This is a genomic window from Stenotrophomonas sp. As-7 (genome assembly GCF_030291015.1).
Classification (GTDB): domain Bacteria; phylum Pseudomonadota; class Gammaproteobacteria; order Xanthomonadales; family Xanthomonadaceae; genus Stenotrophomonas; species Stenotrophomonas lactitubi.
On sequence record NZ_CP127405.1, the window covers coordinates 926,328 to 944,508 of the forward strand.

Consider the following 18,181-nt stretch of genomic DNA (forward strand, 5'->3'; position numbering starts at 1 on the left):
CGGTGCTGCCTCGCGGCCTCAGAAGGGCTGCGCCAATCCGAAGGCCGCCGAAAGGCGGCGTTCGGCCATCCGAAATCCAAGAAATCTGAGAGGCTCCCCGTGGCCCGTTCCACTCCCATCGAGCGTTACCGCAATTTCGGCATCATGGCTCACATCGATGCCGGCAAGACCACCACGTCCGAGCGCATCCTGTTCTACACCGGCAAGAGCCACAAGATCGGTGAAGTGCATGACGGCGCCGCCACCATGGACTGGATGGAGCAGGAGCAGGAGCGTGGCATCACGATCCAGTCCGCTGCGACCACCGCGTTCTGGAAGGGCATGGACAAGTCCCTGCCGGAGCACCGCTTCAACATCATCGACACCCCCGGGCACGTCGACTTCACCATCGAAGTGGAGCGCTCGCTGCGCGTGCTCGACGGTGCCGTCTTCGTGCTGTGTGCCGTCGGTGGCGTGCAGCCGCAGTCGGAAACCGTGTGGCGCCAGGCCAACCGTTACAAGGTGCCGCGCATCGCGTTCGTCAACAAGATGGACCGCACCGGCGCCAACTTCAGCAAGGTCGTTGGCCAGCTGAAGGCGAAGCTGGGCGCCAAGGCCGTTCCGATGCAGCTGCCGATCGGCGCTGAGGAAGGCTTCAAGGGCGTCGTCGATCTGCTGAAGATGAAGGCCATCCATTGGGATGAGGCTTCGCAGGGCATGAAGTTCGAGTACAGCGATGTGCCGGCCGAGCTGCTCGCTGAAGCAACCGAAGCCCGTACCTTCATGATCGAAGCGGCTGCCGAAGCCAGCGAAGAGCTGATGGACAAGTACCTGGGCGGCGATGAGCTGACCGAGGCCGAGATCATCGAAGCCCTGCGCGTGCGCACCCTGGCCACCGACATCGTGCCGATGTACTGCGGCTCGGCGTTCAAGAACAAGGGCGTGCAGGCCATGCTGGACGGCGTGATCCAGCTGCTGCCGTCGCCGATCGACGTGCCGGACGTGACCGGTACCGACGTTGACGATGAAACCAAGGAAATGAGCCGCAAGTCTGACGACAAGGCTCCGTTCTCGGCCCTGGCCTTCAAGATCATCACCGATCCGTTCGTCGGCGCGCTGACCTTCTTCCGTGTCTACTCGGGCACGCTGAATGCAGGCGACCAGCTGCTGAACTCGGTGAAGGGCAAGAAGGAGCGCATCGGCCGTATCCTGCAGATGCACTCCAACAACCGCGAAGAAATCAAGGAAGTTCTGGCCGGCGACATCGCCGCCGCCGTGGGCCTGAAGGACACCACCACGGGTGACACCCTGTGCTCCATGGATCAGCCGATCATCCTCGAGCGCATGGTGTTCCCGGAGCCGGTCATCTCGATGGCTGTCGAGCCGAAGACCAAGTCCGACCAGGAAAAGATGGGTCTGGCACTGGGTCGTCTGGCACAGGAAGATCCGTCGTTCCGCGTCAAGACCGACGAAGAATCCGGCCAGACCATCATCTCGGGCATGGGCGAGCTGCACCTGGACATCATCGTTGACCGCATGAAGCGCGAGTTCAACGTTGAAGCCAACGTCGGCAAGCCGCAGGTGGCCTACCGCGAAACGATCACCATGTCGGACGTGAAGTCGGACTACAAGCACGCCAAGCAGTCCGGTGGTAAGGGTCAGTACGGTCACGTCGTGATCGAGCTGTCGCCGATCACCGAGGCCGATCGTGCAGATCCGAAGATCGCTGCTGGCATCAAGGACGACTTCCTGTTCATCAACGACATCACCGGTGGCGTGATTCCGAAGGAATTCATCCCGTCGATCGAAAAGGGCCTGCGCGAAACCATCACCAGCGGTCCGCTGGCTGGCTTCCCGGTCGTGGACGTCAAGGTGAAGCTGGTGTTCGGCTCGTACCACGACGTCGACTCCTCGGAAATGGCGTTCAAGCTCGCTTCCTCGATGGCCTTCAAGGAAGGTTTCCGCAAGGCCAAGCCGGTCCTGCTGGAGCCGATCATGAAGGTCGAGATCGTGACCCCGGAGGATTACCAGGGTGACGTGATGGGCGACGTCAGCCGTCGTCGCGGCGTTCTGCAGGGTTCTGATACCACCGGTGACGGTTCGGCCAGCATCATCAACGCGATGATTCCGCTGGGCGAAATGTTTGGCTACGCGACCTCGCTGCGTTCGCAGACCCAGGGCCGCGCCACCTTCACGATGGAATTTGACCACTACGAGCCGGCGCCGAACAACATCGCCGACGAAGTCATGAAGAAGGCCTGAGCGTAACGCTCAGGTCCTCCAAACCACTTACGAACCAATAAGGTAGAAAGAAATGGCAAAGGGTAAGTTCGAGCGCACCAAGCCGCACGTCAACGTCGGCACCATCGGTCACGTCGATCACGGCAAGACCACGCTGACCGCCGCACTGACCAAGATCGGTGCCGAGCGCTTCGGTGGCGAGTTCAAGGATTACTCCGCGATCGACGCCGCGCCGGAAGAAAAGGCACGTGGCATCACGATCTCGACCGCGCACGTCGAATACGAATCCACCGTTCGTCACTACGCCCACGTCGATTGCCCGGGCCATGCTGACTACGTCAAGAACATGATCACCGGTGCTGCCCAGATGGACGGCGCGATCCTGGTGTGCTCGGCCGCTGACGGCCCGATGCCGCAGACCCGCGAGCACATCCTGCTGTCGCGTCAGGTCGGCGTGCCGTACATCGTCGTGTTCCTGAACAAGGCCGACATGGTTGACGATGCCGAGCTGCTGGAACTGGTCGAAATGGAAGTCCGTGAGCTGCTGAGCAAGTACGACTTCCCGGGCGACGACACTCCGATCATCTCGGGTTCGGCCCGCCTGGCGCTGGAAGGCGACCAGAGCGACATCGGCGTGCCGGCCGTCATCAAGCTGGTCGAGGCGCTGGACACCTGGATCCCGACCCCGGAGCGTGACGTCGACAAGGCATTCCTGATGCCGGTCGAAGACGTGTTCTCGATCTCGGGCCGCGGCACCGTGGTGACCGGTCGTATCGAGCGCGGCGTGATCAAGGTCGGCGAAGAAATCGAAATCGTCGGCATCCGTCCGGTGCAGAAGACCACCGTGACCGGCGTGGAAATGTTCCGCAAGCTGCTGGATCAGGGTCAGGCAGGCGACAACGCCGGTCTGCTGCTGCGCGGCACCAAGCGTGACGACGTCGAGCGTGGCCAGGTTCTGGCCAAGCCGGGTTCGATCAAGCCGCACACCAAGTTCGACGCCGAAGTCTACGTTCTGTCGAAGGACGAGGGCGGCCGTCACACCCCGTTCTTCAAGGGCTACCGTCCGCAGTTCTACTTCCGTACCACCGACATCACCGGTGCGGTCGAGCTGCCGGAAGGCGTCGAGATGGTGATGCCGGGCGACAACATCAAGATGGTTGTCACCCTGATCAACCCGGTCGCCATGGACGCCGGTCTGCGCTTCGCGATCCGCGAAGGTGGCCGTACCGTCGGTGCTGGCGTGGTTGCCACCATCCTCGAGTAATCTGCTAGAATCTGCGCCCCGATGTTGCCTGGGTAGGGCATCGGGGCGTATCAAACGGGAAAGTAGGCACAGGATGTGCCTTGTGTTCCCCGGACCAGGAAGGGTCAATGCCATTCAGGCGGCGTCAACAGGAGACTGTTGACAGCTGCCTTGCGTGCCATTATGCTTCTCCGTCTGGGCAGGCCAGTTTCATGGGTCTGCCTATGCATTTGGGGTCTACGGATTGACCTTGTCGGCCTGCGGGAATGCGGGCCGTCTGTATTCAGGGATTTCATGGGGCAAAGCAACCCAGAGGCTTTGTCTGTCGCTCTTTTATCGAAGGAACCTACCGCCATGGCGGACCAAAAGATCCGGATCCGGCTGAAAGCGTTCGATCATCGTCTGATCGACCGTTCGGCCAGCGAGATCGTTGAGACGGCGAAGCGGACCGGCGCGCAAGTGCGTGGCCCGATCCCGCTGCCGACCAAGATCGAGCGTTACACCATCCTCGTCTCCCCGCACGTCGACAAGGACGCGCGTGACCAGTACGAGACCCGCACGCACAAGCGCGTGCTCGATATCGTTGACCCGAATGACAAGACCGTGGACGCGCTGATGAAGCTCGAACTGGCTGCCGGCGTCGACGTTCAGATCAAGTTGACCTGAGGACTACGACCATGACGAAGAAATATTCGTTGGGCTTCGTGGGCCGCAAGGCTGGCATGAGCCGCGTGTTCACCGAAGATGGCCGTTCCATCCCGGTGACCCTGATCGAAGCAACCCCCAACCGCATCGCGCAGATCAAGACCGTCGAAGCTGACGGCTACAGCGCCGTGCAGGTGACCGTCGGCGCGCGTCGCGCTGCCCTGGTCAACAAGCCGGAAGCCGGCCACTTCGCCAAGGCGAAGGTGGAAGCGGGTCGTGGCCTGTGGGAATTCCGCGTTGAAGACGCCCAGCTCGGCGATTTCGCCGTTGGCGGCGAAGTCAAGGCGGACATCTTTGAAGTCGGCCAGATCGTCGACGTCCAGGGTGTCACCAAGGGTAAGGGCTTCCAGGGCACCATCAAGCGCTACAACTTCCGCATGGGTGACGCTACCCACGGCAACTCGCTGTCGCATCGCGCGCCGGGTTCGCTGGGTCAGCGCCAGACGCCCGGCCGCGTGTTCCCGGGCAAGAAGATGTCCGGTCACATGGGTTCGGTGCAGCAGAGCACCCAGAACCTGGAAGTTGTCAAGGTCGACGTCGAGCGCGGTCTGATCGCAGTTCGCGGCGCCGTTCCGGGCGCGGCGGGTGGCGACGTGATCGTCCGTCCGGCGAGCAAGGCATAAGGAGAGATGACGATGGAACTCGTTATCACGGGTAGCAATAACAAGGTCTCGGTCTCCGACGCCGTGTTCGGTCGCGATTTCAGCGAAGATCTGGTTCACCAGGTCGTCGTTGCTTACCGCAACGCCGGTCGCGCCGGCACCAAGGCGCAGAAGACTCGCTCCGAAGTGGCAGGTACCACCAAGAAGTCGAAGAAGCAGAAGGGCGGCGGCGCGCGTCATGGCGCACTGACGGCTCCGATCTTCGTCGGCGGCGGTGTCACCTTCGCGGCAAAGCCGCGCAGCTTCGAGCAGAAGGTCAATCGTAAGCAGTACCGTGCCGCCATGTGCGCGATCCTGTCCGAGCTGAACCGTCAGGGCCGTCTGACCATCGTGGAGTCCTTCGATGTCGAAGCGACCAACACGAAGGCTCTGATCGCCAAGCTGGCCGGCCTGGAAGTGGGCAAGCGCCCGCTGATCGTCACTGAAGAAGCCTCCGAGCACCTGTACCTGTCGGCGCGCAACATTCCCTACGTGGAAGTGCGTGACGTCCAGGGCCTGGATCCGGTGTCGCTGGTCGGTGCCGACACGGTCGTCATCACCGCTGACGCGGTCAAGAAGGTCGAGGAGTGGCTGGCATGAACAGCAACGAAAAAATCTTCAGCGTGCTGCTCGCCCCGCGTGTCTCCGAAAAGACCGCGCGCCTGCAGGAACTCTCCAATCAGTACGTCTTCGAAATTTCGAACGAAGCCACCAAGGCCGATGTAAAGGCCGCGGTTGAGCAGCTGTTCGACGTCAAGGTCGAAGCAGTCAACGTGGTCAACGTCAAGGGCAAGAACAAGTCCTTCCGTAACCGTGCTGGCCGCCGCGGCGATTGGCGCAAGGCGTACGTTCGCCTGGCCGACGGCCAGTCGATCGATGTAACGGCCAAGGCCTGAGGTACATCCCATGCCATTGATGAAATTCAAGCCCACTTCTCCCGGCCGCCGTTCGGCCGTGCGCGTGGTTACTCCCGACCTGTACAAGGGCGCTCCGCATGCCCCGCTGGTCGAGTCGCAGAGCCGTTCGGGTGGTCGCAACCACCACGGCCGCATCACCGTGCGTCACGTCGGTGGTGGCCACAAGCAGCACTACCGCCTGATTGACTTCAAGCGCAACAAGCTGGGCATCCCGGCGCGCGTGGAACGCATCGAATACGATCCGAACCGCACCGCCCACATCGCCCTGCTGTGCTACGTCGACGGCGAGCGCCGCTACATCATCGCCCCGAAGGGTCTGAAGGCTGGTGATCAGGTGATCGCTGGTTCGGATGCTCCGATCAAGGCGGGCAACACCCTGCCGCTGCGCAACATCCCGGTCGGTACCACCATCCACTGCATCGAGCTGAAGCCGGGCAAGGGCGCTCAGATCGCCCGCGCTGCAGGTGCTGCCGTGCAGCTGGTTGCTCGTGAAGGCATCTACGCCACCCTGCGCCTGCGCTCGGGTGAAATGCGCAAGGTTCCGGTCGAGTGCTGCGCGACCATCGGCGAAGTCGGCAACGACGAGCACAGCTTGGAAAAGCTGGGCAAGGCCGGTGCCAAGCGCTGGCGCGGCGTCCGCCCGACCGTTCGTGGTGCTGCCATGAACCCGGTTGACCACCCGCACGGTGGTGGTGAGGCGAAGGCCGGCCAGGGTAACCCGCATCCGGTCACCCCGTGGGGTGTTCCGACCAAGGGTTACAAGACGCGCCATAACAAGCGCACTCAGCAGTTCATCGTCCGCGATCGTAGGGGCTAATCGACCATGGCACGTTCACTCAAGAAGGGCCCGTTTGTCGATCACCACCTGGTTGCTAAGGTGGCTGCCGCTGCGGGTAGCAAGCGTCCGATCAAGACCTGGTCGCGTCGTTCGATGATCCTGCCTGACATGGTAGGCGTCACCATTGCCGTGCATAACGGCAAGAACCACATCCCGGTTCTCGTCAACGAGAACATGGTCGGCCACAAGCTCGGCGAATTTGCCATCACCCGGACCTTCAAGGGTCACGGTGGTGACAAGAAGTCGGGCAAGTAAGGAGAGATGACAATGGAAGCGAAAGCCATCCTGCGCACCGCGCGCATCTCCCCGCAGAAGGCACGTCTGGTCGCTGACCAGGTGCGCGGTCTGCCGGCCGAGCGTGCCGTCAACCTGCTGAAGTTCTCGGACAAGAAGGCTGCCCACCTGATCAAGAAGGTGGTGGAGTCGGCTATTGCAAATGCCGAGAACAACCAGGGCGCCGACGTCGACGAGCTGAAGGTTCAGACCATCATGGTAGATGAAGGTCCGACCCTGAAGCGTTTCATGGCGCGGGCGAAAGGCCGCGGTACCCGCATCCTCAAGCGCACCAGCCACATCACTGTGGTTGTGGGCGCCGCCAAGTAAGCGGATAAGGAAAAGACCATGGGTCATAAAGTTCATCCGATTGGTATCCGCCTCGGCATTTCCAAGGACTGGAACTCCAAGTGGTACGCCAACAAGGCCGAGTTCGCTGGTTACCTGGCAGCCGACCTGAAAGTGCGCGACATGCTGCGCAAGAAGCTGGCTCAGGCCGGCATCAGCAAGATCCTGATCGAGCGTCCGGCCAAGACCGCTCGCGTGACGATCCACACCGCCCGTCCGGGCGTGGTGATCGGCAAGCGCGGTGAGGACATCGAGAAGCTGCGCAAGGAAGTGAGCGAGATGATGGGCGTCCCGGCGCACATCAACGTCACCGAAGTGCGCAAGCCCGAGCTGGACGCACAGCTGGTTGCCGAATCGATCGCGCAGCAGCTGGAGCGTCGCATCATGTTCCGCCGTGCAATGAAGCGCTCGGTCGGCAACGCGATGCGCCTGGGTGCCCTGGGCATCAAGGTCAACGTCGGTGGCCGCCTCAACGGTGCAGAAATCGCCCGTTCGGAGTGGTACCGCGAAGGCCGCGTGCCGCTGCACACGCTGCGTGCCGACATCGACTATGGCTTCGCTGAAGCCAAGACGACCTACGGCATCATCGGCATCAAGGTCTGGATCTACAAGGGCGAGGTCTTCGATTTCTCCCAGGTTGGCCAGGAAAAGCAGGACGACACCCCGTCGCGCAACGATCGTCATGATCGCGGCGACCGCGGTGACCGTCAGCGCCCGGCTCGTGAAGCGAGGTAACGACAATGTTGCAACCCAAGCGAACCAAGTACCGCAAGGTGCACAAGGGCCGTAACGAAGGCCTCAGCTGGAGCGCAAACGCTGTCAGCTTTGGCGAGTACGGCCTGAAGGCAACCGCCCACGGTCAGCTGACCGCGCGTCAGATCGAAGCGGCTCGCCGTTCGATCAGCCGCTACGTGAAGCGCGGCGGCAAGATGTGGATCCGAGTGTTCCCCGACAAGCCCATCACCAAGAAGCCCATCGAAGTTCGAATGGGTTCGGGTAAGGGCAACGTGGAATACTGGGTGGCCCAGATCCAGCCCGGCCGCATGATCTATGAAATCGAGGGTGTTACCGAGGAAGTGGCACGCGAGGCGTTCCGCCTGGCCGCTGCCAAGCTCTCGGTCACCACCACTTTCGTGACCCGGACGGTGCGCTGATGGATATCAAAACTCTCCGTGAAAAGTCGGCTGACGACCTCAAGGCCCACCTGATCGACCTGCGTAAGGAACAGTTCTCTGTCCGTATGCAGCAGGTCACCGGCCAGCTGCCGAAGACACACGACATCCGCCGGGTGCGTCGCGAAATTGCTCGCGTCAAGACCCTGCTCGGCAGCACGAAGTAAGGATGGCCGCTATGAGCGACAATACTGAAAACAAAGCGCTGCGCACGGTCGAAGGCCGTGTCGTCAGCAACAAGATGGACAAGACGGTTACCGTCCTGGTCGAGCGTCAGGTCAAGCACGCACTGTACGGCAAGTACATCAAGCGCTCGACGAAGCTGCACGCCCACGATGCCGACAACGCCTGCAAGGAAGGCGATGTCGTCCGCGTGACCGAGATTGCTCCGATGTCCAAGACCAAGAACTGGCGCGTGGTGGAAGTCATCACGCGTGCGGCTGAATAAGGAGTCTGAATCATGATCCAGATGCAGAGCTACCTTGACGTCGCCGACAATTCTGGTGCCAAGCGAGTGATGTGCTTCAAGGTGCTGGGTGGTTCCAAGCGCCGTTACGCCGGCATCGGCGACATCATCAAGGTCACCGTGAAGGATGCGATTCCGCGCGGCAAGGTCAAGAAGGGTGAAGTGTATGACGCCGTCGTGGTGCGTACCCGCAAGGGTGTGCGTCGCGCCGACGGCTCGCTGATCCGCTTCGACGGCAACGCTGCCGTTCTGCTTAACAACAAGCAGGAGCCGATCGGGACCCGTATCTTCGGGCCGGTGACTCGTGAACTTCGTTCGGAGAAGTTCATGAAGATCGTCTCGCTCGCTCCCGAAGTGCTGTGAGCGACAGGAGATAATCATGGCTAACCGTATCAAGAAGGGCGACCAGGTTGTCGTCAACGCCGGCAAGGACAAGGGTAAGCAGGGCGAAGTCGTCCGCGTCGATGGCGACCGTCTGGTCGTCGCCAACGTGAACATCGTCAAGCGCCACACCAAGCCGAACCCGCAGGCAGGTGTTGCCGGCGGCGTGGTCGAGCGTGAAGCGTCGATCCATATCTCCAACGTGAATGTGCTGAACCCGGCTTCGGGCAAGGGCGAGCGCGTTGGCTTCAAGGTGCTGGAGGATGGACGCAAACTGCGTGTGTTCCGCTCCAGCGGTGAGGCGCTCGACGCCTGAGGAATGAGAAGATGACTTCCCGTCTCGAAAAGTTTTACAAGGAAGAAGTGGTGCCGGCGCTGATGAAGCAGTTCGGTTACACCAATTCCATGCAGGTGCCGAAGCTGGTCAAAGTCACCCTGAACATGGGTGTCGGCGAAGCGGCCACCAACAAGAAGATCCTGGAAAACGCCGTTGGCGACATGACCAAGATCTCGGGCCAGAAGCCGATCGTCACCAAGTCGCGTATCTCGGTGGCATCGTTCAAGATCCGTGATGGTTGGCCGATCGGCTGCAAGACCACGCTGCGTCGCCACAAGATGTACGAGTTCCTGGACCGCCTGATCAACATCTCGCTGCCGCGCGTGCGCGACTTCCGTGGTGTTTCCGGTCGTTCCTTCGACGGTCGCGGCAACTTCAACATGGGTGTGAAGGAACAGATCATCTTCCCGGAAATCGACTTCGACGCTGTCGACGCGATCCGCGGTATGGATATCGCCATCACCACCACTGCGAAGACCGACGCGGAAGCGAAGGCGCTGCTGGCAGCGTTCAAGTTCCCGTTCCGTAACTGATTCGTCGAGGAAACCGAAATGGCAAAGACCTCCATGGTCAACCGCGACATCAAGCGGAAGAAGCTGGCTGAAAAGTTCGCTGTCAAGCGTGCTGCTCTGAAGAAGATCGTGTCCTCCCCGGACGCGAGCTACGAAGAGAAGATCGAGGCCGCCACCAAGTTGTCGAAGCTGCCGCGCGATTCGTCGCCGAGCCGCCACCGCAACCGTTGCGAACTGTCTGGCCGCCCGCGTGGCGTGTACAGCAAGTTCGGCCTGGGTCGCAACAAGCTGCGTGAAGCCACCATGCGTGGCGACGTTCCGGGCCTGCGCAAGGCCAGCTGGTAATACCAGCCGGTCCTGCCAGCGAGGGCGCCTTCGGGGGGCCTCGCAGCCGGGGAGGGGGAGTGTTCAGCTTTCCCTCTGCAAAAAACCGAAGAGCCCGACGCAAGTCGGGCTCTTTTGGCGTATACTCCCGCGTCTTGCTCTGCGCAACGCGTAGGGGAGGGGGCCTGGCCCGTTTCCAGGAGACAACAGATTTTCGCGAAAGCGGATATCGGTGCACTCAAAGGTACTCATATGAGCATGACTGATCCCATCGCCGACCTGCTGGTCCGCATCAAGAATGCGGCAGCGGTTGGCAAGCAGACGGTGAAAGCCCCGTCGTCCAAGATCAAGGTTGCGATCGCCCAGGTCCTGAAGGACGAGGGTTACATCGCCGACCTGCGCGTGACCGCGCTCGAGAACAACAAGTCCGAGCTGGAAATCGTGCTGAAGTATTTCGAAGGCAAGCCGGTCATCGCGACCCTGAAGCGCTTCTCGCGTTCGGGCCTGCGCCAGTACCGCGGCAAGAGCGAACTGCCGAAGGTCATGAACGGCCTGGGCATTTCCATCATTTCCACTTCCAAGGGCATCATGACTGATGCGCAGGCGCGCCAGTTGGGCGTCGGCGGCGAAGTCCTGTGCTTCGTGGCCTAAGGCGAAAGGAGTAGACCATGTCCCGTGTAGCCAAGAAGCCGATCGACCTGGGTAAGGTTGAACTGAACGTCCAGAACGACAACGTCATCGCCAAGGGCCCGAAGGGCACCCTGTCGCTGGCCAAGCCGGCTGGTATCAACATCAATGTCGAAAACGGCGTTGCCACCCTGAGCACCGACAACGTGGACCTGATCCCGCTGACCGGTACCGTCCGCGCCATCCTGTCCAACATGGTCAAGGGTGTTTCCGAAGGCTTCGAGCGCAAGCTGGAGCTGGTCGGCGTGGGTTACCGTGCTGCGATGCAGGGCAAGGACCTCAGCCTGTCGCTGGGCTACTCGCACCCGATCGTGTTCGTGGCGCCGGAAGGCATCACCATCACCACCCCGACCCAGACCGAAATCCTGGTGCAGGGCGCTGACAAGCAGGCCGTCGGTGAAGCTGCCGCCAAGATCCGTGCGTTCCGCAAGCCGGAGCCGTACAAGGGCAAGGGCGTGAAGTACTCCGACGAAGTCATCATCCGTAAGGAAGCCAAGAAGGCGTAAGCGCGAGTCCCTCGCATGAGCCCGCGCATCCATGTGCGGACTTTCCAGGGAAAAGCCCAACCTTCAGCTTTCAAGGAAAAAACATCATGAACAAGAACATCGCCCGCCTGCGTCGCGCCAAGTCGACCCGTGCCCACATCCGTGTGCTCGGTGTGGCCCGCCTGTCGGTGCTGCGCACCGGCCAGCACCTGTACGCACAGGTCTTCACCGCTGACGGCTCGAAGGTGCTGGCTGCTGCCAACACCACCCAGGCCGACATCAAGGAAGGCCTGAAGAACGGCAAGAACGCCGATGCCGCCGCCAAGGTTGGCCGCATCGTCGCTGAGCGCGCCAAGGCCGCCGGCGTCGAGAAGGTTGCCTTCGATCGTTCGGGTTACCGTTACCACGGCCGCATCAAGGCCCTGGCTGACGCTGCCCGCGAAGCCGGCCTGCAGTTCTAAGGGATCAGGGCGGGGGACTTCGGTCCCCATGCCCGCCTGCTCGCCAGCCTGAGTGAGGCTGGGCGGCGCCGCTCTTCTGCAGCGGCCCACCGTAACAACGCGTCACTCCACAACCATAAGCGGCCTCGAGCCGTACATAACCCAACAACCAAGGAATAAACATGGCAGAAGAACGTCAGCAGCGGGGTCGCGATCGCGACCGTAACCGCGAAGAGAAAGTCGACGACGGCATGATCGAAAAGCTGGTCGCGGTCAACCGCGTCAGCAAGACCGTCAAGGGTGGCCGTCAGTTCACCTTCACCGCCCTGACTGTTGTCGGCGACGGCGAAGGCAAGGTCGGTTTCGGTTATGGCAAGGCACGCGAAGTGCCGGTCGCCATCCAGAAGTCGATGGAGCAGGCTCGCAAGAACCAGGTCACCGTCGATCTGAACAACGGCACCCTGTGGCACACCATCAAGGATGGTCACGGCGCAGCGCGCGTGTTCATGCAGCCGGCTTCCGAAGGTACCGGCGTCATTGCCGGTGGTGCCATGCGCGCCGTCCTGGAAGCAGTGGGCGTGAAGAACGTGCTGGCCAAGGCCACCGGTTCGCGCAACCCGATCAACCTGGTGCGTGCCACCGTGAAGGGCCTGACTGCAGCGCAGTCGCCGGCTCGTATCGCGGCCAAGCGCGGCAAGAAGGTGGAGGATCTCAACCATGGCTAATGACACCACCAAGACCGTCAAGGTCCGTCTGGTTCGCGGCCTGCGTGGTGCCCAGGCGCGTCATCGCCTGTCGGTGCGTGCGCTGGGTCTGGGCAAGCTGAACGATGTGCGTGAACTGAAGGACAGCCCGCAGGTTCGCGGCCTGATCAACAAGGTCCACTACCTCGTCAAGGTTGAGGAATAATCCAATGACCATGCATCTGAATGAATTGAGCCCGGCACCGGGCGCCCGCAAGGAACGTACCCGCGTCGGTCGCGGTATCGGTTCCGGCCTGGGCAAGACCTGCGGCCGCGGCCACAAGGGTTCGTTCGCCCGTAAGGGTGGCGGCAAGATCAAGGCTGGCTTCGAAGGCGGCCAGACCCCCATGCAGCGTCGTCTGCCGAAGATCGGCTTCCGTTCGCCGATCGCCAAGGACACCGCTGAAGTGCTGCTGTACCAGCTGGACAAGCTGCCGGCCGGCGAGATCGACTTCGCTGCCCTGCGTGCTGCCAAGCTGGTTCCGAGCACTGCCAAGAAGGCCAAGGTCGTCGTCAAGGGCGAAGTGACCAAGGCGTTCACCCTGAAGGGTGTTGCTGCCACGGCTGGTGCCAAGGCTGCGATCGAAGCTGCCGGCGGCAGCGTAACGGAGTAAGAGAATCATGGCGCAAGCTGGCATCGGTAACCTCGCGGGCGGAATGGGCAAGTTCACTGAACTTCGCCAACGTTTGCTGTTCGTCGTCGGGGCTTTGATCGTCTATCGCATCGGCTGCTACGTGCCGGTGCCGGGCGTCAATCCCGATGCCATGCTTGCCATGATGCAACAGCAGGGCGGCGGCATCGTGGACATGTTCAACATGTTCTCGGGCGGCGCCCTGCACCGTTTCAGCATTTTCGCGCTGAACGTGATGCCGTACATCTCGGCATCGATCGTGATGCAGCTGGCTGTGCACATCTTCCCCGCCTTGAAGGCGATGCAGAAGGAAGGTGAGTCCGGCCGCCGCAAGATCACCCAGTATTCGCGTATCGGCGCCGTGCTGCTCGCAGTGGTGCAGGGCGGTTCGATCGCGCTGGCGCTGCAGGGCCAGGTGTCGCCGACCGGCGCACCGGTCGTGTACATGCCGGGCATGGGCTTCGTGCTCACTGCCGTGGTCGCACTGACCGCCGGCACCATGTTCCTGATGTGGGTTGGTGAGCAGGTGACCGAGCGCGGCATCGGCAACGGCGTCTCGCTGATCATCTTCGCCGGTATCGTGGCGGGCCTGCCGGGTGCGGTCATCCACACCTTCGACGCCTACCGCGACGGCAACATCCAGTTCATCCAGCTGCTGCTGATCGCCATCGTCGTGCTCGCCTTCACCTTCTTCGTGGTGTTCGTCGAACGCGGCCAGCGCCGGATCACGGTGAACTACGCGCGCCGCCAGGGCGGTCGCAACGCGTACATGAACCAGACCTCGTTCCTGCCGCTGAAGCTGAACATGGCTGGCGTCATCCCGGCGATCTTCGCTTCGAGCCTGCTGGCCTTCCCGGCGACCCTCGCCATGTGGTCCGGCCAGGCTGCCAACCAGAGCACCTTTGGCCAGACCCTGCAGAAGGTCGCCAATGCCCTGGGTCCGGGCGAGCCGCTGCACATGATCGTGTTCGCTGCGCTGATCACCGGTTTCGCGTTCTTCTATACCGCGTTGGTGTTCAACTCGCAGGAAACCGCCGACAACCTGAAGAAGTCGGGCGCGCTGATTCCGGGCATCCGTCCGGGCAAGGCCACCGCCGACTACATCGACGGCGTGCTGACCCGACTGACTGCTGCCGGTTCGGCCTACCTGGTGATCGTCTGCCTGCTGCCGGAACTGATGCGCACGCAGTTGAATGCCTCGTTCTACTTCGGCGGTACTTCGCTGTTGATCGTGGTGGTGGTGGTGATGGACTTCATCGCCCAGGTGCAGGCGCACCTGATGTCCCACCAGTACGAGAGCCTGCTGAAGAAGGCCAACCTGAAGGGCGGCAACCGCGGTGGTTTTGCTCGCGGCTGATTAGCCTGTTATACTTTCGTCTTCCTGACGTGATGGTCCTCCGCTTCGCGGACTCTGGCCACACAAACGAAGGGCGGCCCCCGCAGCGGTTCCGGGTGGGGGTGTGATGAGGTGGTCCCGCGCTGGAGTAGCGCGGGCGGTCCGGGAGGCAACTCCAGGTCCAACCCCATCCGGCGCCGGAGCCTGGGCACACTCCCCGGGCCGGGTTCATGAAACCTCTGGTTTCACGGGCTTCCAAGTAAACCGGAACCTTGTTAGTATCACTGGTTCACTTTTTTGATCCATCCTGCCGGATCGGCGTGCCTTGAGCGCGCTGTCGGCCATCACTCAGCTGGAGAACCGCGTCATGGCGCGTATTGCAGGCGTCAACCTGCCAGCCCAGAAGCATGTCTGGGTCGGGTTGCAAAGCATTTACGGCATCGGCCGTACCCGTTCGAAGAAGGTCTGCGAAGTCGCAGGCGTCACTTCGACCACCAAGATCCGCGATCTGTCGGAGCCGGAAATCGAGCGCCTGCGCGCCGAAGTCGGCAAGTACATCGTGGAAGGCGATCTGCGCCGTGAAATCGGTATCGCGATCAAGCGCCTGATGGACCTGGGCTGCTACCGCGGCCTGCGTCACCGTCGCGGTCTGCCGCTGCGTGGCCAGCGCACCCGTACCAACGCCCGCACCCGCAAGGGCCCGCGCAAGGCGATCAGGAAGTAAGGGACATATAAATGGCTAAGCCTGCTGCTAAGACCAAGAAGAAGATCAAGCGCGTCGTCACCGACGGCGTTGCCCACGTCCACGCTTCGTTCAACAACACCATCGTGACCATCACCGACCGTCAGGGCAACGCTCTGTCGTGGGCGACCTCCGGTGGCGCTGGCTTCCGCGGTTCGCGCAAGTCGACCCCGTTCGCAGCCCAGGTGGCTGCCGAAAAGGCCGGTCGTGCTGCGCTGGACTACGGCGTGAAGTCGCTGGAAGTCCGCATCAAGGGTCCGGGTCCGGGCCGTGAGTCGGCCGTGCGTTCGTTGAACAACGTCGGCTACAAGATCACCAACATCATCGACGTGACGCCTATCCCGCACAACGGGTGCCGTCCGCCGAAGAAGCGTCGCGTCTAAAGGGAGCGATAAGAAATGGCTCGTTATATCGGTCCTACCTGTAAGCTCGCCCGTCGCGAAGGCGCCGACCTGTCCCTGAAGAGCCCGGCGCGTGCGCTGGACTCCAAGTGCAAGTTGGAGCAGAAGCCCGGCCAGCATGGCGCCACTGCCCGTAAGGGCAAGCTGTCCGACTACGCTACCCAGCTGCGTGAAAAGCAGAAGGTCAAGCGTATCTACGGTCTGCTGGAGCGTCAGTTCCGCAACTACTACAAGAAGGCCTCGACCAAGAAGGGCAACACCGGCGAGAACCTCCTGCAGCTGCTGGAAACCCGCCTGGACAACGTTGTCTACCGCATGGGCTTCGCCGTGACCCGTCCGGCTGCCCGTCAGCTGGTGTCGCACCGCGGCGTCACCGTGAATGGCAAGTCGGTCAACCTGGCCTCGTACCAGGTCAAGGCTGGCGACGCCATCGCCCTGTCTGAAAAGGCTGCCAAGCAGCTGCGCGTCCAGGAAGCCCTGACCGTCGCCGCCCAGCATGACCTGAGCCCGTCGTGGGTTGAAGTGGATTCCGGCAAGTTCTCCGGCATCTTCAAGGCTGTTCCGGATCGTTCGGATCTGCCTGCAGACATCAACGAAGCGCTGATCGTCGAGCTGTATTCGAAGTAATTCACATTGGAGAGCCCCCGGCGACGGCCGGGGGTTCACTAGGAGAACCCGCAACATGACGGTTACCGCCAACCAGGTTCTGCGTCCTCGCGGTCCGCAGATCGAACGCATTACCGACACCCGTGCAAAGGTCGTTATCGAACCTTTGGAGCGGGGTTACGGGCATACGCTGGGTAATGCCCTGCGTCGCGTGCTGCTGTCGTCCATCCCGGGCTTCGCCATCACGGAAGTCGAAATCGACGGCGTGTTGCACGAGTACACCACGGTCGAAGGTCTGCAGGAGGACGTGCTGGAAGTCCTGCTGAACCTGAAGGACGTGGCCATCCGTATGCACTCTGGCGACAACGCGACTCTGTCCCTGTCCAAGCAGGGTCCGGGCGTTGTCACCGCTGCCGACATCAAGGTCGACCACAATGTGGAGATCTTGAACGGCGACCACGTGATCTGCCACCTGACCAAGGACACGGCAGTGAACATGCGTCTGAAGATCGAACGTGGTTTCGGCTATCAGCCGGCTGCTGCGCGTCGTCGTCCGGACGAAGAAACCCGTGCCATCGGCCGTCTGGTCCTGGATGCCTCGTTCTCGCCGGTCCGCCGTGTCGCCTATGCCGTGGAAGCGGCTCGTGTCGAACAGCGCACCGATCTGGACAAGCTGGTCATCGATATCGAGACCAACGGCACCATCGACGCCGAAGAAGCAGTGCGTACCGCTGCCGACATCCTCAGCGATCAGCTGTCGGTGTTCGGTGACTTCACCCACCGCGACCGCGGTGCGGCGAAGCCGGCCAACAACGGCGTGGATCCGGTGCTGCTGCGCCCGATCGACGATCTGGAGCTGACCGTGCGTTCGGCCAACTGCCTGAAGGCCGAGAGCATCTACTACATCGGCGATCTGATCCAGAAGACCGAAGTCGAGCTGCTGAAGACCCCGAACCTGGGTAAGAAGTCGCTCACCGAGATCAAGGAAGTGCTGGCCCAGCGTGGCCTGTCGCTCGGCATGAAGCTGGAGAACTGGCCGCCGGCCGGCGTCGCCAGCCACGGCATGCTGGGCTGATACAGCCTTTCTGCAAGACTGCATGGCCCCGTCGGCAACGACGGGGCCATTGCACCAAGGCAATACCGCCACGACGAACGAAGGTTCGCGGGCAGGTCGTCCAGGACGGATGGCCAGGACCAACCGCAGTCCGAGCAGCAGCGCCAGGAAGGCGACAACGATCCGCAAAGCCACATCATTAACCAAGGAATATCACCATGCGTCACCAGAAATCCGGCCGTAAGTTCAGCCGTACCAGCGCCCACCGCGAAGCGATGTTCAAGAACATGGCCGCCTCGCTGTTCAAGCACGAGCTGATCAAGACCACCCTGCCGAAGGCCAAGGAACTGCGCCGCGTCGCCGAGCCGCTGATCACCCTGGCCAAGGTCGACTCCGTCGCCAACCGTCGTCTGGCCTTCGCCCGTCTGCGCGACAACGAAGCCGTCGGCAACCTGTTCACCATCCTGGGCCCGCGCTACGCGACCCGTCCGGGCGGCTACCTGCGCCTGCTGAAGTGCGGCTTCCGCGCCGGCGACAACGCGCCGATGGCCTACGTCGAACTGGTTGACCGTCCGGTCGTGGCTGAAGCCGTCGAAGAATAATCGACGCGCGACACCCGTCATTCGGTGAAGAACCCGGCCTCGTGCCGGGTTTTTCCGTTTCTGGGGGGCAGAGCCC

Annotated in this window: 29 protein-coding genes; all 29 read left to right on the plus strand. The window is 62.0% G+C overall.

Annotation, left to right across the window (positions count from 1 at the left end; genetic code table 11):
• Positions 1-99 precede the first annotated feature (99 nt).
• The 29 genes from fusA (at position 100) to rplQ (ending at position 18,105) form a co-directional block, all read left to right on the plus strand.
• Positions 100-2,241: an elongation factor G gene (fusA, locus tag QP457_RS04185; RefSeq protein ID WP_099819137.1), complete on the plus strand. Its 2,142-nt coding sequence runs from the start codon at positions 100-102 to the stop codon at positions 2,239-2,241.
• Positions 2,242-2,293: 52 nt separating this feature from the next.
• Positions 2,294-3,484 carry an elongation factor Tu gene (gene tuf / locus QP457_RS04190; protein WP_089238985.1) on the plus strand — a complete coding sequence of 397 codons (1,191 nt, stop codon included), beginning with the start codon at positions 2,294-2,296 and terminating at the stop codon, positions 3,482-3,484.
• A 333-nt stretch (positions 3,485-3,817) separates the two neighbouring features.
• On the plus strand, positions 3,818-4,129 hold the full coding sequence (gene rpsJ / locus QP457_RS04195; protein WP_010341589.1) for a 30S ribosomal protein S10: 312 nt from the start codon (positions 3,818-3,820) through the stop codon (positions 4,127-4,129).
• Between the two features lie 11 nt (positions 4,130-4,140).
• Entirely contained in the window at positions 4,141-4,791 is a 651-nt protein-coding gene (rplC, locus tag QP457_RS04200) for a 50S ribosomal protein L3 (protein ID WP_049470484.1), read from the plus strand.
• A 12-nt stretch (positions 4,792-4,803) separates the two neighbouring features.
• On the plus strand, positions 4,804-5,409 hold the full coding sequence (rplD, locus tag QP457_RS04205; RefSeq protein WP_025879302.1) for a 50S ribosomal protein L4: 606 nt from the start codon (positions 4,804-4,806) through the stop codon (positions 5,407-5,409).
• On the plus strand, positions 5,406-5,705 hold the full coding sequence (gene rplW, locus QP457_RS04210) for a 50S ribosomal protein L23 (protein ID WP_025879303.1): 300 nt from the start codon (positions 5,406-5,408) through the stop codon (positions 5,703-5,705). Before rplD ends, rplW begins: the two co-directional genes overlap by 4 nt.
• 10 nt (positions 5,706-5,715) lie before the next feature.
• Positions 5,716-6,543, plus strand: coding sequence for a 50S ribosomal protein L2 (gene rplB / locus QP457_RS04215; RefSeq protein WP_099819139.1), 828 nt, complete (start codon positions 5,716-5,718; stop codon positions 6,541-6,543).
• A gap of 6 nt (positions 6,544-6,549) precedes the next feature.
• Positions 6,550-6,819, plus strand: a complete 270-nt coding sequence (rpsS, locus tag QP457_RS04220; protein WP_004145340.1) for a 30S ribosomal protein S19 — start codon at positions 6,550-6,552, stop codon at positions 6,817-6,819.
• 12 nt (positions 6,820-6,831) lie between these two features.
• Entirely contained in the window at positions 6,832-7,167 is a 336-nt protein-coding gene (gene rplV / locus QP457_RS04225; protein ID WP_004145348.1) for a 50S ribosomal protein L22, read from the plus strand.
• An 18-nt stretch (positions 7,168-7,185) separates the two neighbouring features.
• Positions 7,186-7,920 carry a 30S ribosomal protein S3 gene (rpsC, locus tag QP457_RS04230; RefSeq protein ID WP_005415414.1) on the plus strand — a complete coding sequence of 245 codons (735 nt, stop codon included), beginning with the start codon at positions 7,186-7,188 and terminating at the stop codon, positions 7,918-7,920.
• Positions 7,921-7,925: 5 nt separating this feature from the next.
• Positions 7,926-8,339, plus strand: coding sequence for a 50S ribosomal protein L16 (gene rplP, locus QP457_RS04235; protein ID WP_025879305.1), 414 nt, complete (start codon positions 7,926-7,928; stop codon positions 8,337-8,339).
• A complete protein-coding gene (gene rpmC, locus QP457_RS04240; RefSeq protein ID WP_025879306.1) occupies positions 8,339-8,524 on the plus strand; it encodes a 50S ribosomal protein L29 in 186 nt (61 codons plus the stop codon). Before rplP ends, rpmC begins: the two co-directional genes overlap by 1 nt.
• Positions 8,525-8,535: 11 nt before the next feature.
• Positions 8,536-8,805, plus strand: coding sequence for a 30S ribosomal protein S17 (gene rpsQ / locus QP457_RS04245; protein WP_004145355.1), 270 nt, complete (start codon positions 8,536-8,538; stop codon positions 8,803-8,805).
• 12 nt (positions 8,806-8,817) lie between these two features.
• A complete protein-coding gene (gene rplN, locus QP457_RS04250; protein WP_025879307.1) occupies positions 8,818-9,186 on the plus strand; it encodes a 50S ribosomal protein L14 in 369 nt (122 codons plus the stop codon).
• 16 nt (positions 9,187-9,202) lie between these two features.
• Positions 9,203-9,520, plus strand: coding sequence for a 50S ribosomal protein L24 (gene rplX / locus QP457_RS04255; RefSeq protein WP_025879308.1), 318 nt, complete (start codon positions 9,203-9,205; stop codon positions 9,518-9,520).
• Between the two features lie 11 nt (positions 9,521-9,531).
• A complete protein-coding gene (gene rplE / locus QP457_RS04260; RefSeq protein ID WP_025879309.1) occupies positions 9,532-10,074 on the plus strand; it encodes a 50S ribosomal protein L5 in 543 nt (180 codons plus the stop codon).
• Positions 10,075-10,092: 18 nt separating this feature from the next.
• Positions 10,093-10,398, plus strand: coding sequence for a 30S ribosomal protein S14 (gene rpsN, locus QP457_RS04265; RefSeq protein ID WP_032977438.1), 306 nt, complete (start codon positions 10,093-10,095; stop codon positions 10,396-10,398).
• A 231-nt stretch (positions 10,399-10,629) separates the two neighbouring features.
• Positions 10,630-11,028: a 30S ribosomal protein S8 gene (gene rpsH, locus QP457_RS04270; RefSeq protein WP_025879311.1), complete on the plus strand. Its 399-nt coding sequence runs from the start codon at positions 10,630-10,632 to the stop codon at positions 11,026-11,028.
• A 17-nt stretch (positions 11,029-11,045) separates the two neighbouring features.
• Positions 11,046-11,570, plus strand: coding sequence for a 50S ribosomal protein L6 (gene rplF / locus QP457_RS04275; protein ID WP_089239003.1), 525 nt, complete (start codon positions 11,046-11,048; stop codon positions 11,568-11,570).
• Between the two features lie 86 nt (positions 11,571-11,656).
• On the plus strand, positions 11,657-12,010 hold the full coding sequence (gene rplR / locus QP457_RS04280) for a 50S ribosomal protein L18 (protein WP_025879313.1): 354 nt from the start codon (positions 11,657-11,659) through the stop codon (positions 12,008-12,010).
• A 161-nt stretch (positions 12,011-12,171) separates the two neighbouring features.
• Complete coding sequence (gene rpsE / locus QP457_RS04285; RefSeq protein WP_025879314.1) at positions 12,172-12,714, plus strand: 30S ribosomal protein S5; 543 nt, start codon at positions 12,172-12,174, stop codon at positions 12,712-12,714.
• Entirely contained in the window at positions 12,707-12,898 is a 192-nt protein-coding gene (gene rpmD, locus QP457_RS04290) for a 50S ribosomal protein L30 (protein WP_038690275.1), read from the plus strand. The genes rpsE and rpmD overlap by 8 nt, the downstream gene beginning before the upstream one ends.
• Before the next feature lie 4 nt (positions 12,899-12,902).
• Entirely contained in the window at positions 12,903-13,346 is a 444-nt protein-coding gene (gene rplO, locus QP457_RS04295) for a 50S ribosomal protein L15 (RefSeq protein ID WP_089239007.1), read from the plus strand.
• 7 nt (positions 13,347-13,353) lie between these two features.
• Positions 13,354-14,721, plus strand: a complete 1,368-nt coding sequence (secY, locus tag QP457_RS04300; RefSeq protein WP_025879317.1) for a preprotein translocase subunit SecY — start codon at positions 13,354-13,356, stop codon at positions 14,719-14,721.
• Positions 14,722-15,067: 346 nt separating this feature from the next.
• Positions 15,068-15,424, plus strand: coding sequence for a 30S ribosomal protein S13 (gene rpsM / locus QP457_RS04305; protein ID WP_025879318.1), 357 nt, complete (start codon positions 15,068-15,070; stop codon positions 15,422-15,424).
• A gap of 11 nt (positions 15,425-15,435) precedes the next feature.
• Positions 15,436-15,825 (plus strand): 30S ribosomal protein S11, encoded by a 390-nt coding sequence (gene rpsK / locus QP457_RS04310; RefSeq protein WP_004145443.1) that lies wholly within the window; start codon positions 15,436-15,438, stop codon positions 15,823-15,825.
• A 15-nt stretch (positions 15,826-15,840) separates the two neighbouring features.
• Positions 15,841-16,470 (plus strand): 30S ribosomal protein S4, encoded by a 630-nt coding sequence (gene rpsD / locus QP457_RS04315; RefSeq protein WP_025879319.1) that lies wholly within the window; start codon positions 15,841-15,843, stop codon positions 16,468-16,470.
• A 55-nt stretch (positions 16,471-16,525) separates the two neighbouring features.
• Complete coding sequence (gene rpoA, locus QP457_RS04320; protein ID WP_025879320.1) at positions 16,526-17,524, plus strand: DNA-directed RNA polymerase subunit alpha; 999 nt, start codon at positions 16,526-16,528, stop codon at positions 17,522-17,524.
• A gap of 197 nt (positions 17,525-17,721) precedes the next feature.
• Positions 17,722-18,105, plus strand: a complete 384-nt coding sequence (gene rplQ, locus QP457_RS04325; protein ID WP_089239009.1) for a 50S ribosomal protein L17 — start codon at positions 17,722-17,724, stop codon at positions 18,103-18,105.
• Positions 18,106-18,181 lie beyond the last annotated feature (76 nt).